This window comes from Nocardia carnea, from assembly GCF_029869215.1.
GTDB lineage: Bacteria > Actinomycetota > Actinomycetes > Mycobacteriales > Mycobacteriaceae > Nocardia > Nocardia carnea_B.
In genome coordinates, this window is sequence record NZ_JARWPM010000236.1 from 49242 (window position 1) to 65572 (window position 16331).

The 16331-nt window shown below is 64.5% G+C and carries 15 protein-coding genes; 9 read left to right on the forward strand and 6 right to left on the reverse strand.

Annotated elements, in window-relative coordinates; genetic code table 11:
* The first annotated feature begins 407 nt into the window (after window positions 1–407).
* Entirely contained in the window at window positions 408–2024 is a 1617-nt protein-coding gene (locus tag QH276_RS16350; RefSeq protein WP_280399786.1) for an MFS transporter, read from the forward strand.
* A 95-nt stretch (window positions 2025–2119) separates the two neighbouring features.
* On the opposite strand, the gene QH276_RS16355 is transcribed toward QH276_RS16350, so the two are convergent.
* The 5 genes from QH276_RS16355 to QH276_RS16375 all read right to left on the reverse strand — a co-directional run bounded on the left by QH276_RS16355 (window position 2120) and on the right by QH276_RS16375 (window position 6866).
* Complete coding sequence (locus QH276_RS16355) at window positions 2120–2824, reverse strand: TetR/AcrR family transcriptional regulator (protein ID WP_432278661.1); 705 nt, start codon at window positions 2822–2824, stop codon at window positions 2120–2122.
* Window positions 2825–3182: 358 nt separating this feature from the next.
* On the reverse strand, window positions 3183–4256 hold the full coding sequence (locus QH276_RS16360) for a phosphotransferase family protein (protein ID WP_280399787.1): 1074 nt from the start codon (window positions 4254–4256) through the stop codon (window positions 3183–3185).
* Window positions 4257–4417: 161 nt separating this feature from the next.
* Complete coding sequence (locus QH276_RS16365) at window positions 4418–5692, reverse strand: cytochrome P450 (RefSeq protein ID WP_280399788.1); 1275 nt, start codon at window positions 5690–5692, stop codon at window positions 4418–4420.
* A 206-nt stretch (window positions 5693–5898) separates the two neighbouring features.
* Entirely contained in the window at window positions 5899–6039 is a 141-nt protein-coding gene (locus QH276_RS16370) for a hypothetical protein (RefSeq protein ID WP_280399789.1), read from the reverse strand.
* Window positions 6040–6284: 245 nt separating this feature from the next.
* On the reverse strand, window positions 6285–6866 hold the full coding sequence (locus QH276_RS16375; protein WP_280399824.1) for a TetR family transcriptional regulator: 582 nt from the start codon (window positions 6864–6866) through the stop codon (window positions 6285–6287).
* 182 nt (window positions 6867–7048) lie between these two features.
* On the opposite strand from QH276_RS16375, the gene QH276_RS16380 reads away from it, so the two are divergent.
* From QH276_RS16380 to QH276_RS16410, 7 genes are all read left to right on the forward strand, one after another.
* Complete coding sequence (locus tag QH276_RS16380) at window positions 7049–7879, forward strand: mycofactocin-coupled SDR family oxidoreductase (protein ID WP_280399790.1); 831 nt, start codon at window positions 7049–7051, stop codon at window positions 7877–7879.
* A gap of 8 nt (window positions 7880–7887) precedes the next feature.
* Complete coding sequence (locus tag QH276_RS16385; RefSeq protein ID WP_280399791.1) at window positions 7888–8709, forward strand: mycofactocin-coupled SDR family oxidoreductase; 822 nt, start codon at window positions 7888–7890, stop codon at window positions 8707–8709.
* Between the two features lie 11 nt (window positions 8710–8720).
* The gene (locus QH276_RS16390) at window positions 8721–9554 is read left to right on the forward strand and encodes a carboxymuconolactone decarboxylase family protein (protein WP_280399792.1); all 834 of its coding nucleotides are present in this window, start codon (window positions 8721–8723) and stop codon (window positions 9552–9554) included.
* 8 nt (window positions 9555–9562) lie between these two features.
* A complete protein-coding gene (locus QH276_RS16395) occupies window positions 9563–11041 on the forward strand; it encodes an aldehyde dehydrogenase family protein (RefSeq protein WP_280399793.1) in 1479 nt (492 codons plus the stop codon).
* A 97-nt stretch (window positions 11042–11138) separates the two neighbouring features.
* Entirely contained in the window at window positions 11139–12419 is a 1281-nt protein-coding gene (locus QH276_RS16400; RefSeq protein ID WP_280399794.1) for a cytochrome P450, read from the forward strand.
* A 67-nt stretch (window positions 12420–12486) separates the two neighbouring features.
* Window positions 12487–13854 carry an ABC transporter substrate-binding protein gene (locus QH276_RS16405; protein ID WP_280399795.1) on the forward strand — a complete coding sequence of 456 codons (1368 nt, stop codon included), beginning with the start codon at window positions 12487–12489 and terminating at the stop codon, window positions 13852–13854.
* 193 nt (window positions 13855–14047) lie between these two features.
* Window positions 14048–14866: a mycofactocin-coupled SDR family oxidoreductase gene (locus QH276_RS16410; RefSeq protein WP_280399796.1), complete on the forward strand. Its 819-nt coding sequence runs from the start codon at window positions 14048–14050 to the stop codon at window positions 14864–14866.
* Between the two features lie 148 nt (window positions 14867–15014).
* Here QH276_RS16410 and QH276_RS16415 read toward each other — a convergent pair whose 3' ends face one another.
* Window positions 15015–15641 (reverse strand): TetR/AcrR family transcriptional regulator, encoded by a 627-nt coding sequence (locus QH276_RS16415; RefSeq protein WP_280399797.1) that lies wholly within the window; start codon window positions 15639–15641, stop codon window positions 15015–15017.
* Window positions 15642–15808: 167 nt separating this feature from the next.
* Between QH276_RS16415 and QH276_RS16420 the strand changes: the two genes are divergently transcribed.
* Window positions 15809–16331 (forward strand): SDR family NAD(P)-dependent oxidoreductase (locus QH276_RS16420; protein WP_280406798.1); only part of this gene is annotated, 523 nt, incomplete at its 3' end.

Sequence of the window (16331 nt, forward strand, 5' to 3'; positions counted from 1 at the left end):
CCCCGGCGCCACGCTCGAACTCGGCGGACCGCAGACCTGCTTCACTACCCAAGCTACTGGGCCTGTGCGGATCCACAATCCGGCGACCGAATATCCGGAACTCTTCGGTGAACTCGCCGAGAAGTGGTGTCGGGCGGCGTGGGTAAACACTGTCTTCCCGCTCACCGATCGTTACGACCCCGGCATGCGTCCCGGCCGTGGCCGTCGGCAGGGGCCGCGCACACCTGCCGAAAGTATCGCTCGACGAACCTGGTAATAACCTATCCTGAAACGAGAATCCCACTCTACTATTAGCTAGAGCGGGACTCTCGCTATGGCGTGTGGCCCGTCCTGACCCGGTGGCTCGGCGTCGTGCAGCGATGCGACGGATCCGCCGGGCACCCATATCGGGCTATTGGAGAGTTCCCATGTCAACCATCGAATCCGACCCGGCACGCGACGACACAGGTAGACCCGACGCCGGCCGCATGGACGGCGCGTCCCGGCTACGCATCGGTGCCGTCCTGGCCGTGATCATCCTGTACACCGAGGTCGGTCCGCTGCAGTACACGATGGTGGTCGCGGCACTGCAACCGATGACCGCCACGTTCGACGACGTCGGCGGGAATATCACCTGGGCGCTGATCATCCTCGGACTGGTGGGTGTGGCCGCGAACCCGTTGCTGGGCAAGGCCAGCGATATCTGGGGCAAGAAGAAGATCATGCTGGTGTGCGGGATGATGTTCCTGCTCGGCAGTGTGATCTGTGCGCTCACCAGCAACTGGACCGTATTCCTGATCGGGCGCGGACTGTCGGCGTTCGCGCTCGCCACCCAGGTCATTGCCTTCGGATTGGTCCGTGACCTGCTGCCGCGCAAATATGTGCCGATCGGTCTCGCCCTGATCGGCACCGGTGTCGGTTTCACCGGTGTCGTGGGTCCGCTGGTGGGTGGAGTCTTCGTCGACAGCTTCGGCTGGCGGGCGTTGTTCTGGTTCATGGCGGTCTTCGTGCTCGTCCTGACGCCGCTGCTGCTGGTAGTGGTTCCGGAATCTCCGGTACGGGTGCCCGACCGAGTCGATCCCTACGGTGTGGTGCTGCTGGCGGCCGGCGCGGTACTCACCCTGCTCTACCTGAACAACGGTCAGCATTGGGGCTGGACCAGCCCGAGCGGTTTGGCGTGGCTGATAACGGGCCTGGCCTTGCTGATGTTGTTTTTCATCGTCGAGACACGTGTCCGGAGACCGATCATCGATATGAAACTGCTGCTCGACCCGAAGCTGGGTCTCGTCTTGTTGATGGCGGTATTCAGCATCGGCATCACGGCTGTTCAGCCGATGGCGCTCGGGTACATGACCCAGTCGCCGAATGAAGAAGGACTGCGGCAGGGCATGGTCGACGGTGTCATCGATCGTGCGCAGGCGAACGGTACGGATCTGCCGCCCACAGCGGTCGAGGTCACCTTCGATCCGGGCTACAGCTACGGGGACGGGTTCGGCCTGCTGGAGTATGCCTTGCATATCGGCATCTGGGCCAGCCTGATCGGCATGATCGTCGGTCCGTTCGCCGGGGTGCTGACGCGGCGGGTCGGTGCCCGCATCCCGGCGATCATCGCCCTCACCCTGCTGGCGGTCTCCGGTATCGGATTTGTCGTCGCGGACTACAGTTGGGTGACATACCTCGTTCTGTATGTGATTGCGGGCGTTGCCTTCGGGTTTCTCTGGGCGGCCCTGCCCAATCTTGTCGTGGAGGCCGTCCCGCCCGAGCAGCAGGGCATCAGCTCCGGCATGCTCGGAGTGACGCTGGCCCTCGGTAGCGGGGTAGCCATGGCGATCACCACCGCGCTGCTGAACCACAATCCGGTTGTCGCACATATCGAGGTCGCGGGGGAGTCGTCGACGCAGGTGGTACCGCAGGTGTTCGCCGACAGCGGCTATACCCAGAGCTTCTGGGTTGTCCTCGGGACCACCGTGATCGCGCTGATCATCGCGGTCCTCATGCGGCACGGTCGCAAGCCGGCCACCGGCGGTGCGCACTCCTCTGTGTAGGAGGGACACGGTGGGTGGGGTGCTGTCCTCCGCGGCGCCTCACCCACCTGTGTCGCCGCTCCGGAAGTCGTGAGCCGCCGGGCCGATACACCCGCTTACTTTTCGGGGACTGGACCGCCGAAAGCGGTCAGGCAGAATGCCCACACCTGCTCGGCGATATCGTCGATATCGGCGGGTGCGGGAGCGAACGCGTAATGGTGGAATACGGCTGTGACCAGTTGCAGCGCCAGCCAGGCATCGGTCGCCGGATCGGCGGGACGCAGCAGACCGGCTTCCGCGGCGGCCCGCAACTCCTGCTCGACAAGGTCGACAAAGGGCCGGTTGGCCTGCGCTATTTCCATCGGAAAGAGTTGGTACAGCCGCCAGTGCTCGGCAGTGATGAATCGCGACCCGACCAGACCGCCGCCCTCGCCCCGCAGCGAACGCAGTATCTCCAAGAGGTAGAAGCGCAGCCGTGCCACCGGATCGGGTAGCTCGCGTGCGGCGGCCGCTACCTCGGTTGCCCGTTGGCCGACGACATCCTCGAACACGGCCAGCAGTAACTGGTCCTTGCCGGAGAAGTGCCGGTAGAAGGTCTGCAGGGCAATACCTGCTTCCTTGGACAACTCCTGCGTGGTGAGTGTTGCCCCTTCGGTCTGTAACAGTCGCCGTGCCGCCGCGACTATCGATCGGGCCTGCTCCCGGCTGCGGGCCCGCGACCGCTGCACCGAGCGGGAGCGTTCCGCGGCCCGATCCGCCCAGGACGCGGTGGCCGCGGCGTCGTCGGTGGACTCACCGGCAGGATGGTTCTGTGTGGGCACGGCAGTGTCCTCTCGCGTCGGGCTGTTAGGACGACGGTAGTACTGTGGCGGGTTCACACTCGGCCGACCCGTTTCATGCCCGTGCTGTCTCCCGTTGCCCAGCCGGCGCGCACGGCAGTCCGACGTCGGCCCTATGCCGCGCCGTGCCGCCTGGACGTTGAATACGGCGTCGACCGCGGGCAGTGTAGTGATGGTTTCTCACTCGTGATTGCCCCATGTGGTCGAGATCAGCTACGAACGGGGGGAGTGGACCGCGGTACCCGTTGCGACGACACTCGGATGCCGTCCACCCAGCGTGGGGAGTGCCGGTGGATCGGGGTACTACTGCCTCGTCAGCGGATGCGGCTATTCTTCGCGCTCATCGAACATCTTGTGCGGCTGTGATTTCCGCGAGTTCACACGCCTGACGCAGATAGCCGAAGTGGCGAGCGCCGCCCGAGTCGGCGGGCAGTTGCATGGTGCGTCGGCTGCGCAGGCTCAGCAGGCCGGCCTTCACCCGCGCGAATACCTCGTGCCAATGCAGGTGGTCGATCGAGTGGCCGGTGTGCTCCTGCCACAGTGCGATCGTCTCCGCGCGGGTGCCGAGTCCGGCGAGCCGGGGCACACCCTGGCCGGCCGACAGTGATTCGTCGAACAGTAGCCACCAGGCGAGGTCGGCTACGGGTCCGGCCAGCGACGCCTGCTCCCAGTCCATCACCCCGACTACGCGGAAATCGTCGTCGAACATCATATTGCCGATACGAGCGTCGCCCCAGGACACCCCTGGCGGGGACATCGGCGGCCGATGCTCGTTCAGCCAATCGAGCAGCGTTCGCACGATTTCGGGAATCTCGTTGCCGAAGGCCCAGTCGGCGTAGCGGGTCCAATACACAAGGTGCTGTGCGATACCGGGTGCGCCGTGCTCGGGCCGGTCGAAGAACGACACGGTTTCCATCGGTAATCGGTGGATTGCGGTGAGCTGGCGCATCGCGCTCTCCCACAGTGTTCTCCGCTCCGCAGGCGTTGCCTCGGCGAGCCAGCCGGAGGAATTGTACGGCGGCATGCTCACCGGTACGCGACCGTACATACGCCGCATGACGTAGAAGGGCCGGCCGAGCACGGCGGCATCGCCCTCGAACCACAATGCCTGCGGCACTCGCACTTCCGGATGCCGGGCGAGAGCGATGAGGACGTCGTACTGCATGTGGAACTTCGGTTCGAAGAACACCTGATGTTCCGGCGCCGGTGCGATACGAACGACGAGGTCGTCCACGCGCTGTCCGGCGCGGACCGTGACCAGGATGGTTTCATTCGAAAAGCCCGCGCCGCGAGGGTAATCGGGCGGGTCGACGTCGACCGACGCAACGCCGAGCCGATCGGCCAGCCAGGGTCGCAGCGCGGCTACCAAAGCGTCGAGATCTCGGCCTTTGGAAAACAGGGGCGCATTCTCCATTGCTGTCCCGTTACCTTTCGATGAAGGGCCGCCGAATGCGGCCCGCCGGAATGACCACAGTTGTGCGGCAACATCGTCGGCATCCGCGGATGCCCACGTGAACGCGTGGTGCGGCAGGCCGCCGACAGTGCACCCATTCTTTCTGTCGTGGGAGCGTCTGCCTATGAGTTGAAGGTGATGTTGAGTTCTCGTAGTCCGCGGAGCAGGAAGGTGGGTTCGTAGGAATAGTTGCGGTCGGTCGCGGGGCCGTGGGCGGTGTCGTCGATGGCGATATCGGTGACGCGGTCGAGTAGGCGGTTCAGCGTGACCTGCCCCTCGATTCGTGCCAGGGGCGCACCTGCGCAAGTGTGGATGCCGCGGCCGAAGGCGATGTGCTCGCGGGCATTACGACGGTCGAGCCGGAATTCGTCGGGGTCCTCGAACTTGCGCGGGTCACGGTTGGCCGCGGTGAGGCACAGCATGACCACGGTGCCTGCGGGAATGTCGACGTCGCCGAGGGTGGTGCGCCTACGCGCGAGCCGGAAGTCGACCTTGGTCGGGCTCTCGGTGCGCAGTGATTCCTCGATGAACGGGCCGATGAGGCTGCGGTCCTTGCGGAGGATCTGCTGGTACTCGGGCTTCTCGCCCAGTACCCGTACCGCCGCGCTGAGCAACTTGGTGACCGTTTCCTGTCCGGCCGCGAACAAGAACGTGGCCGGGCGCACCAGTTCGATCACCGACGGTTCGGACCCGTCGGGGTACATCGTGGAGGCCAGAACGCCGAGAATATCGCTCCGTGGATTCGCGCGCCGATCGGTGATGTAGGCGCTGAATGTGTCGTCGAGCCACTCCAGCGGATTGGTGCCGGGTGCATCCTGGTACATCGACCCCTCGATACTGCCCGGTGTCGTCTGACCGGCCAGCCTGGCTCGGAACTCGTCGCGGTCACCATCGGGTACGCCCAGCAGGTCGGCGATGACCAGCGTGGCGAACGGCTTGGCGTACCGGCCCAAGAATTCGCAACGGCCGTCGGCGAGGAATTCGTCGAGTTGGCGGTCGGCCTGGGCCCACATGAACTCCTCGTTCTCCTTCAGCCTCTTGGGTGTCAGCAGCCGGTTCAGTAGCCCCCGGGTGCGGGTGTGATCCGGGGGGTCCATGGTCACCATGTGCTCGGAGATCCGGAATCGATGCCGGTGAGCCTCGATCTGGGCGCCGATATCATCACCTTCCGGCTGGAACGGCAGCGGCGGAAACGGCCCGCTGACCGAGACGGCGGCCGAGAAGTCGTCCTGGTTGCGGAAGACCTCGATGGCCTCCCGGTACCCGGTGACCGTCACGACTCCGTAGTGCGGCTCGCGGAATACCGGGTTCCGGCTGCGCAGATGTTCCAGGTACTCGTAGGGGTCCTGCGCTATGGCCGGGTCGGAGAAGTAGTCGGCGGATGCCAGGTCGCTCATGTGCTCATCAGCCTTTCCTGGTGATGGATGGAGCCATAATTGGCGAGAGTCACACTCTCCCTAAGAGTAGAATGACACTCTCATCAATGGGCGAGAACCCCGAAATCGGTCCGTGACTGCCGATCGATGAAACGTCGGGCATCGACGTACTCGATCCGTGGCGAGTGACATTCTTCGTGGGTGAGCGGACCGAGGCGAAGACGCCTTCACAACGGCCGCGGCAGAACATCGGTCATCGTGTTGCCGTCGGGCGGGCAGTGCTCGGTCCGATGGGGAGTTTCGCAATCGAGTTGGGACGCCACGCCCTTCGTATCGACGCCGTGCACCCGGCCGATGTCTGACTCCATCGGTGTACATCGCGAGTGTGACCGAGGTGGTCGAGGTATCGCGAACGCGGTCGTCGCGAGCTTTCGAGTTCATCAGCCACTGCCCGGCGAGCTCGTTGTGTAGCAGCGCAATCGAAACCCGGCCTTTCTAGGACCGCGGATCGCGCTATTTCGGCCGCGCACGTTTTCGTGCGATGACCGCGACGGCCGGCTCCAGGAACCGGCCACGCGGGCCGGCGCCGAGTCTGTCCGATGCGTTCGAGCGGTTACTGATGCCCGCGGGCGGCCTCGTATCCGGTAGTCATCCAATACACGGCGCGGTCGACTGCGGGCACGATGGCTGTCACTTCGATCTCGCCGCCGGCGACTCGTCCCAGTAGTCCGTATACCAGGCTGGTCAGGATCGCATCCAGGTCCTGGATGAATTCCGGGTCGATATCGGCCAACGCTGTCATCGCGGCGGGAACCACGGCCTCGAGTCCGTGGTTGATCAACGTTTCGCCGCCCGCGGCCGCTCGTGCGCGGAAGTATGCGATCAGCAGGCCGGGATGGTGCTCCCAAGGTTCGAAGATCGGGCGGAGTACGCGCATCAGGGCGGTATGGAGTGGCTCGCCCGGGCGGGCTGTGTAGCTCGACAGTCCGGCGTAGCGGTTCTCCCGCATCCAGCAGTCCAGTGCGGCGAGGATCAGTTCGTCGCGGGTGCCGTGCAGTTTGTAGATCTTGGTGAGCGATACCCGGGCACGCCGGGCCACCTCGCGCATCTGAATCGCGTCGTATCCGTCGGTCTCGAGCATAGAGACGACGGCCTCGCGGATGCGTTGCTCGCCCTGCCCGAGTGCGGAGTCCATGGTGACATCGCGCTGTTCGGTCAATTCGTCCGATTCCTTCCCTCTCCATTGCGGAACTGCTATTCTCGCCTTGTGGTAATCACATTACCACAGTTCAATAGTAGTTTTCGTTCATAGTTTGTCGCGCTCCTCGTGGGTCAGCCGAGGTGACGCGGATCTGCTCGGCACCGAAGCGAGGATCGATGGGTTCGTTAGATGGCAAAGTCGCCTTCATCACCGGAGTGGCGCGGGGACAGGGCCGAAGTCACGCCGTCCGGCTGGCTGCGGAGGGAGCGGACATCATCGGCGTGGATATCTGCGCCGATATCGCTTCCAACAGTTATCCCATGGCGAGCCGGGACGAGCTCGAGGAAACGGTTGCGCTCGTCGAGGCGAAAGGTCGCCGGATGCTCGGGTCGGTGGCCGATGTGCGCGACTTTCCCCAGCTCCGCGGCGCCCTGGACGCCGGCGTTGCCGAGTTCGGCCGCCTGGACATCGTCTGCGCAAACGCGGGTATCGCACCGCTGTCGCTGGAAGAGGTTCCCATCGAGACCGAACTCGAGCAGTGGGCCGATGTAGTCGGTGTGAATCTTTCCGGCGCGTTCCACACCGCCCGTGCGGCAGTTCCGCATCTGATCTCAGGCGGCCGGGGTGGCTGCATCGTGTTCACCAGTTCCACGGCGGGCCTGGTCGGTATGGGTGGGCTCGACGGTGGTGGGCTCGGGTACGCAGCCTCCAAGCACGGCATCGTGGGGATCATGCGATGTCTGGCAAATAATCTTGCGGCACATAGTATTCGCGTCAATACAGTGCATCCGACGGCGGTCAATACCATGATGGCGGTCAATCCGCAGATGATGGAATGGGCGGCCAACAATCCTGATGGTGGCCCGCATCTGATGAACCCGATGCCGGTGGCGATGTTGGAGCCGCAGGACATCAGCGCGGCCGTTGCATTCCTCGCCTCGGACGAGGCCAAGTACATCACCGGCGTGGCCATGCCCGTCGATGCCGGCTTCTGCAACAAGCTGTGAGGGATGCGATGACCGAGAGCTCACAATCGCCCGGCAGGGTCGCCGGTAAGCGTGTGCTGATCACCGGTGCCGCCCGCGGGATGGGCCGCAGCCATGCGGTGCGCCTGGCGGAGGAAGGCGCCGACCTCGTTCTGATCGATATCTGCCGGTCACTGCCCGAACTCGAGTATCCACTGTCGACGCCGGAAGATCTCGCCGAAACCGCACAGCTGGTCGAGAAGCACGGTCGCCGCGTTATCACCGCGGTGGTCGATATACGCGACGCGGAGGTGCTGTCGGCGGCAGTGGACGATGCGGTGGCGCGACTCGGCGGGTTGGATGCGGCGGTTTCCAATGCCGGCGTCCTGACGGCCGCGACATGGGATACGACCACCGCCGAGCAGTGGCGGACAGTGGTCGATATCAATCTGATCGGCACGTGGAACACCTGCGCCGCCGCACTTCCGCACCTTGTCGATCGCGGTGGCAGCATTGTCAATATCAGTTCCGCGGCGGGGCTGAAGGGCACGCCGTTGCACCTCCCGTACACGGCCTCCAAACACGGTGTGGTCGGACTGAGTCGCGCGCTGGCCAATGAGCTGGCCGCGCAGAACGTCAGGGTCAATACCGTGCACCCGACCGGTGTGGCGACAGGTATGTCCCCGGAGTCACTGTTCGGTCTGCTCACGGAGCAGCGTCCGGATCTGGCACCGCTGTTCGGTAACGCGCTGCCGGTGGTGATGACCGAGGCCCTCGATATCAGTAACGCCGTGCTGTACCTGATTTCCGATGAAGCCCGGCACGTGACCGGGATGGAGTTCAAGGTCGATGCCGGTGTCACCCTCAGATGAAAGCGAACGATATGGGAACCATCGATAGCGCGGCAGTGAGTACTGCGCAGCGGTCGGAACGCGGCCGGCGCGAGTTCGCCGAAGTGATGACCTTCGCGCCCCCGAAGGATTCGAGCCCGACGACGGCCCACGGCCTGATCGACTTCGTCTTCGCCGAAGTATGGACTCGGCCGGTGCTGAGCCGCCGGGACCGGCGGTTCATCACGCTGGCGTGCATCGCCGATTCCGACGCCGAACAGCCGCTGATCGAGCATGTGTATGCGGCGTTGAACAGCGGTGATATCTCCATCACCGAAATGCGCGAGGCAGTGCTGCATTTCGCCGTTTACGCGGGGTGGCCGAAGGCATCACGCTTCAATATGGTCGTCGACCAGCAGTGGGAGCGGATCCACCAGGAACGTGACCTCTCCGTTCCTGCCCCCGAACCCCTGCTGCCACTGGTGTCACCGAGCGATCCGGAGGCACGGCTGGCGCGCGGCGTGGAGTCGTTCAAAGAGGTCAACTGTATGCCCTTCGCCCCCGACCGTGACAATCCGTACCAGGGGGCCGGCATTCTCAATTTCGTCTTCGGCGAGATGTGGCTGCGCCCGGGGCTGAGTATGAAAGAGCGCCGGTTGATCACCGTGGCGTGCGTCGGATTCCAGGACGCACCGATTCCGATCCTCTCCCATGTTTATGCCGCCTTGAAGAGCCGTGATGTGTCCTTCGAGGAAATGGATGAGCTGGCACTGCAGTTCGCTGCCTACTCCGGCCTGCCGAAGGCGACACACCTCAGTCAGGTGATCGAAGAGCAGAAGGCCCGCGTCCTGAACGAGTGGCGTGCCGAAGACGCAGCGACTTCCTAGGAGCACCGATGGCCCTCATTACTGACAATCTCGACCCTTCGGCTGTCGAACTGCCGGGTTCGCTGTTGATCGGCGGCGACCGGATAGATCGGAGTTCCGGCGGCACCCACGCACACATCTACCCGGGGACCGGCCGCCCGAACGGCACCGTCCAACTCGCCGGCGCCGAGGAGATCGACCTCGCTGTCGAGTCGAGCCGGAACGCCCAGCGCGAATGGATATCGTTCACGGCGGACCGTCGGCGCGACCTGCTGATCGATCTCGCCGATGCCGTTCACGAGCATCTTGCCGAGTTCTCCCGGCTGAATGTGCAGGACTACGCCGTACCGATTTCCCTGGCGATCAACACCCTGCTGCTCGAACGCTTCCTGCGCCACTTCGCCGGGTACGTCGACAAACCCCACGGCCTCAGCACCCCGGCGGCCGGATCGTTCGACCTGAACCTGATCGAACGGGAACCCTACGGAGTCGTCGGCGTCATCGCCCCGTGGAACGGTGCGATGGTCGTGGCCGCATCGTGTGTGGCACCCGCACTGGCGGCCGGTAACGCCGTCGTCTTCAAACCCTCGCCGTCGGCGCCGTTCGCGGCATTGCGGTTCGGTGAGCTGTGCACTGAGGTGGGGCTGCCGCCGGGGCTGGTGAACGTGGTACCCGCCGGGCCCGAAGGCGGTGAGGCGCTCGTCCGGCACAGCGGAATCGGCAAAATCCACTTCACGGGCGGCGGGAGGACCGCGCGCAAGATACTTGCGACTGCCGCGGAGAATCTCGTGCCGGTGGTGGCCGAGCTCGGTGGCAAATCCGCCAATATCGTATTCGAGGACGCGGATCTCGATGCCGCCGTGCAGCTGTCGGCCTATCAGGGTCCCATCGTCCAATCCGGCCAGAGCTGTGCCTGCGCCAGCCGCGTACTGGTACACGAATCCGTCTACGACGCATTTCTGGAGCGGTTCGTCGCCACCGTCGAATCCGCTCGAGTCGGCGATCCCTTCGACCCCACGGTGATATTCGGCCCGGTGGTGAGTGCGCCGGATGCCGATCGCATCCTCGGCGTGATCGACCGAGCCGTTTCCACCGGCGCAGGCGAACTACTCACCGGCGGCAAACGAATGGGCGGTGAGCTGGCCGACGGCTATTTCATCGAGCCGACAGTGTTCGCCGATGTCGACAACCGGTCGGACCTGGCGCGGGCCGAAACCTTCGGACCCGTGGTATCGGTGATGAGATTCACCGACGAGGCGGAAGCGATCCGGATCGCGAACGACAGCTCCTACGGTCTGAATGCCTTTATCCAGACCACGAATCTGGCTCGGGCGCATCGTGTCTCACGACTTCTGCAGGCCGGTTCCGTCTGGATCAACCAGGTCAGCGATATCTCACCGCAGGGCCCCTACGGCGGCTACAAACACAGCGGTTTCGGCCGCACCGGTGGTCTCGAAGGACTCTACGAGTTTCTGCAAGTGAAGAACATTCGGATCGGGATGGGCTGAGCCCGGCCCGGCCGGCTCGACTGCTCGACACCACTACCCACGGCGGCGTTCCGGGCGGGCGTCCGATGCTCGCCGCCCTTGTCACGAAAGGCTGACAATGACCGATCTGGCGTCTGTCGACTACTTCTCCGATGCGCTGGTCGCTCAGGACCCCTACGAATATCTGGCATACCTGCGTAGCCGGAACCCGGTGTTCCGGGAACCCCACTACGGAGTCGTTGCGGTCACCGGCTACCAGGAAGCCAACGAGGCGTTCCGCAATACCGATGCCTTCTCCGCCTGTGTCGCCATCGGCGGTCCGTTCCCGCCACTTCCGTTCGAACCCGCCGGTGACGACATCAGTGCGCAGATCGAGGAGCACCGGCACCAGTTTCCGATCTTCGAGCACATGGTCACCATGGATCCCCCGGAGCACACACGTACTCGTACCTTGCTGAGCCGACTGCTCACACCGAAGCGGCTCAAGGAGAACGAAGAGTACATGTGGCGGTTGGCCGATCGGCAATTCGACGAGATCGTCACCAGGGACCGGTGTGAATTCCTCGACGACTACGCAAAGCCGTTCGCCACCCTGGTCATCGCCGACCTGCTGGGCGTTCCGGATGCCGATCGAGACAAGTTCCGGGCCAGGCTCGCCGGTCACAAAGACCCCGGCACCAGGGTTGGGGCGCTGGACCATGAGCCGGTCGGTACCAATCCGCTGGAGTGGCTGGAAGAAACCTTCGGTGAGTACATCACCGATCGCCGGGCCACACCGCGCGAGGACATTCTGGGCGTACTCGCGACCACAACCTACCCCGACGGATCGGTTCCCGAGGTGATCGATATCGTGCGCCCGGCCACGTTCCTTTTCGCGGCAGGCCAGGAGACGGTCACCAAACTGCTCAGTTCGGCCGTCCGCGTGCTCGCCGAGCGACCGGAGCTCCAGCAGCTCGTGCGCGCCGACCGTAGTCTGGTCGGTCCGCTCATCGAAGAATCGCTACGCTTCGAAAGCCCGACCAAGGTCGACTTCCGGCTGGCCCGCAAGAGTACGCAACTCGGAGGCGTCGATATCCCCGCCGGCACAGTGGTGATGCTGTGTATCGGCGCGGCCAACCGGGACCCACGCAAATTCGAGAATCCGGATGAATTCCGGGTCGATCGCCGTAACGCCCGCGAGCACATTGCCTTCGGACGTGGCATCCACACCTGCGCCGGAGCACCGCTGGCCCGCACCGAGGGCCAGGTCACCGTCAACCGGATGCTCGACCGCTTCCGTGATATTGCCATCGACGACAGCATGCACGGCGCACCGGAGCAGCGCAGCTATCGCTACGAACCGACATTCCTCCTGCGCGGACTGCGGGAACTGCACATCACCTACACGCAGGCGAAATGATCAGGCTCGACCGAGCCGAGGACATGGTCGGCAACTGGTCAACGAAGTCCAGTTGAGGAGGAACACCGTGAAACCACGACGAATTGCCGCAGCCCTCTTGGCGATGGCCTTGCTTACCGCCGGATGTAGCGGTCGCGGCGACGCCGGCAGGGAAGCGAACCCGAATGACGTCGAAACCGGAGACTTCGGTGATCTGTCGAGTGTGTGTCACGACGGGGCGGCGACCGGCGCTCCGGCCCAAGGGGTGACGGCCGAGGAAATCAAGGTCGGTGTCTTCAGCGATGTGGGGTTCACCAAACAACCGGAATTCGTGGACGCGGCAAAGGCGTTTACGTCGTGGTGTAACGCGGCCGGTGGTATCAACGGCCGGAAACTGGTGTTCGAAGTCCGCGATACCAAACTCATGGAGGTCCGGCAACGGATGCTCGACTCCTGTCGCGAGGACTTCGCACTTGTCGGCGGCGGCGCCGCGCTGGACGGCCTCGGCGTCAAGGACCGCCTCTCGTGCTTGCTGCCGGAATTCCCCGCGCAGGTCTCGCAATCGCAGAATCTGCAGTCGGACTTGCAGATCAGCGCCCTGGCGAGCACCTACGCACATGACGAGCCCTATTTCGGGTTCCGGAGCTGGCTGCTGAACGAGGCGTACCCGGGCTCGGCGGGCGCTGTCGGGATCATCAACGGCGACTCGCCGGTCACCAAGGTACTCGGCGACAAGGCTGTCGAGGCGATCCGGGCGGCCGGCGGGACGGTGACCTACAGCGACCTCTACCCGGCATCCGGTGTCCCGGACTGGACTCCCTATGCGCAGGCGATCAAGAGCAAAGGCGTCAAGGGCCTGGTCTTCTACGGCGACTTCCGGCAGTTGGGGAAGCTGGAGGATGTCCTGACGAGCATGAACTACAAACTCGACTGGATCGACCCGACCAACAACTCCTACAACACACAGTTCCTGCGGTCCGCCGCGCAGTCGGTGAGTTTCCAGAACAATATTGTCGACCTGACCGGCGCGGTGCCGGTCGAAGCGGTCGATGCCTCGCCGGCGATGAAACAGATGCACGATATGTTCGCAAAATACGCACCGGGCGCGGAACTCGCGCTGGGTTCGGTACGCGCCCTGTCGTCCTGGTTGCTGTTCGCCAAGGCCGCCACCAGCTGCGGTGACCAGCTCACCCGCAGATGTGTCTTCGAGGCGGCCGGCGCGGAGACTGCCTGGGCCGGAGGCGGATTGCATACCGCCCGCGATCTGTCGGACAAGGACGCGGCCCCGCGCTGCTTCAATGTCGTGCAGGCCACCTCGAACGGATGGCGGCAGGCCGATTTCGCGCCCGATCAAGGACTGTTCCGCTGCGATGTGGCCCCTTACCGGTACACCGGTGACTACGGTGCCGCGACCACCCTCGCTGATGTCGGAAAAACCATGGCGGATCTCGAATAGGGCGATCGCCGCGTCGCAGCGCGGGCCGAATGCGGCCGCAATCCACCTGGCGGCCGTCAGCGCCGCCATGAACTACCCGGCCTCGGCATACCGCATCAACGGCGCCGCTCGGCCCTCGTCTTCGGCAGATCGTTGCCCGGTCTGCCGATCCCTGTCCGAAAACTGGTTCGGCATAAGCAAAAAGGAGATAAATATGGGAAAGCTGGACGGCAAGGTCGCTTTCATCACCGGCGCCGCTCGGGGCCAGGGCCGCAGTCACGCGATCCGGCTGGCGCAGGAGGGTGCTGATGTCATAGCGCTGGATATCTGCGCCCAACTGGGTTCGGTGCACTATTCGATGGGAACCGCCGACGAACTGGCACAGACTGTCGAGGAGGTCGAGAAGCAGGGGCGCCGGATCGTGGCCAGGCAGGCGGACGTCCGCGATGTCGCCGCGTTGCGGCAGGTCTTCGAGGAGGGTGTCGCCGAGCTCGGACCGGTCGATATCGTCCTGGCCAACGCGGGGATCGGAGCCGGCGGTGCGGTGGTGGCGGAGGAACAGGAGTGGGAGGAGGTGGTCGCGGTGAACCTGACCGGCGTGTGGAATACCGGTCGGGTGGCGATCCCGTCGATGATTGAGCGGGGTAAGGGTGGATCGATCGTGCTCACAAGCTCCACCGGCGGCCTCATCGGTGTCGGCATTCCGACGGCGGGATTCCTCGGTTATACCGCGGCCAAGCACGGTGTCGTCGGGCTCATGCGGTCCTGGGCGAACTACCTCGCGCCGCACAGTATCAGGGTGAACAGTGTCGCCCCGACCGCGGTCCGCACGCCCATGGCCGGTGACGGGAACCTGGAGGCGATCATGGAACGCAACCCGGCACTGGCCCATGCACTGTCCAACGCGATGCCGGTGGATCTGGTGGAGCCGCTCGATGTCTCCAATGCCATCGCATGGCTGGTCTCCGACGACGCACGCTATGTCTCGGGCTCCGTCATCCCGGTCGACGCCGGGCAGTTGAACAAGAGATAGTCCGGTAGGTCTCCACCGGCACGGAGATAAGGCTCGACCTCGATATCCCCGGTGTCGTCCTCGAATCGGACGACACCGTCCGGTGCACGCTGTTCGGCTCCGATCTGCCGACCCGACACGACAGCCTTTCGAGTCGGCGGGCGTGGGCTCACTCGTCGGAGTCCTGCTCCGGGTCCGTGATGACCAACGTCATGACAACCTCCAGCAGTCCGAGAGTCTCGCGTGACGGGTCGAGCAGGGACTGGATGCGCAGGCCGTCCATCAGTGCGAGTACCAGGGTCACCTTCTCGTCCGCCGACAGGTAGGGGCTGTCGCGCGAGGTGGGAAGTTGGCTGCCACTGAATCTGGTTCGCATCCGTTCGCGTCGGCCGGCGAAGAACTCGTGGGCGGGATGTGCGGGGTCGGTTGCCGCGATGGTCAGCGCCATCCAATTGCGCTGATAGTCGGGATCGTCGAATTCGTCGCGCAGAACTTCGCTCAAGATGCGCTGCCTGCTCGCTCCGGCCTCGATGATCCGCGTCGCCAGCGCCTCCTCATCTGCTTCGCGCTGGGCGAGCGCCGCCAAGAGCAGCTCGTCCTTGCCCGAAAAGTGGCGAAGCAACGCCGCATGGGTCACCTGTGCTCGCCCGGCGATGTCCCGCAGTGACGCTCGCTCGTAACCGTGCTGAGCGAAGCTTTCCAGCGCGGCGCGGACGATCTGCGCACGGCGGGCGGGAGTCGACGCGTTCGGGCCCCGGCGCCGTTTTCTCGGTTCGGCCTTGTCGGGAGAGGTCACGGAGGTCCTTCGATCGGTTGCTCGGGGCGAGGTGCGCACGGTCTTTCGAATGCCCGAGTGTAGTTGTCGTAAAAAGTAACCAGTGTGGTTACAATTTGGGGGTGCGCCATCGTGCGCGGGTAGTCCTGAACGCCGCTTCCCTGGATCGGCCAGAGCAAAGGAGATCCATGTCCGTCCCTGATGTATCGAACAAATCCCTCGCCGAGCTTGCCTCGTTGCGGAACCGGCGTGCGGTCGTCACCGGGGGCGGCCGTGGACTGGGCAAGGCGATCGCCCTCCGGCTGGCCGAAGCCGGTGCCGACGTGCTGATCGGCGATATCGACGAAGGTCTGGCATCGGCCGCCGCCGCAGAGATAGGGGAACGCTTCGGTGTGCGTACGCTCGGCGTCGCCATGGACGTCACCGACGCGGACTCCGTCGCGTCGGCGGCCGACCATGCGGTGACCGATCTCGGAAGTCTGGACATCTGGGTGAACAACGCCGGCGTCTTTCCCAGCGTCTCTGTTTTCGAGATGAGTGCGGCGACGTGGGACCAGGTCTTCGCGGTGAACGCCCGGGGTGTGTTCCTCGGCGCCCGCGAGGCGGCCCGGCACATGGCCGCCGCCGCCGCCGCCGGCGGGGGGGGGAGAAGAAAAAACAACCCAGGGATGGGCCGCCGCGGGCCCGGGGGGGGGGGGGGAGTGGGGTGGT

Excerpts from the sequence above, each read along its gene's own strand:
- QH276_RS16400 (WP_280399794.1), top strand. The coding sequence starts at position 11,139 with ATGACCGATCTGGCGTCTGTCGACTACTTCTCCGATGCGCTGGTCGCT.
- QH276_RS16360 (WP_280399787.1), bottom strand. The coding sequence starts at position 4,256 with ATGGAGAATGCGCCCCTGTTTTCCAAAGGCCGAGATCTCGACGCTTTG.
- QH276_RS16365 (WP_280399788.1), bottom strand. The coding sequence starts at position 5,692 with ATGAGCGACCTGGCATCCGCCGACTACTTCTCCGACCCGGCCATAGCG.
- QH276_RS16410 (WP_280399796.1), top strand. The coding sequence starts at position 14,048 with ATGGGAAAGCTGGACGGCAAGGTCGCTTTCATCACCGGCGCCGCTCGG.
- QH276_RS16375 (WP_280399824.1), bottom strand. The coding sequence starts at position 6,866 with ATGGACTCCGCACTCGGGCAGGGCGAGCAACGCATCCGCGAGGCCGTC.
- QH276_RS16380 (WP_280399790.1), top strand. The coding sequence starts at position 7,049 with ATGGGTTCGTTAGATGGCAAAGTCGCCTTCATCACCGGAGTGGCGCGG.
- QH276_RS16370 (WP_280399789.1), bottom strand. The coding sequence starts at position 6,039 with ATGGAGTCAGACATCGGCCGGGTGCACGGCGTCGATACGAAGGGCGTG.
- QH276_RS16390 (WP_280399792.1), top strand. The coding sequence starts at position 8,721 with ATGGGAACCATCGATAGCGCGGCAGTGAGTACTGCGCAGCGGTCGGAA.
- QH276_RS16395 (WP_280399793.1), top strand. The coding sequence starts at position 9,563 with ATGGCCCTCATTACTGACAATCTCGACCCTTCGGCTGTCGAACTGCCG.
- QH276_RS16350 (WP_280399786.1), top strand. The coding sequence starts at position 408 with ATGTCAACCATCGAATCCGACCCGGCACGCGACGACACAGGTAGACCC.
- QH276_RS16385 (WP_280399791.1), top strand. The coding sequence starts at position 7,888 with ATGACCGAGAGCTCACAATCGCCCGGCAGGGTCGCCGGTAAGCGTGTG.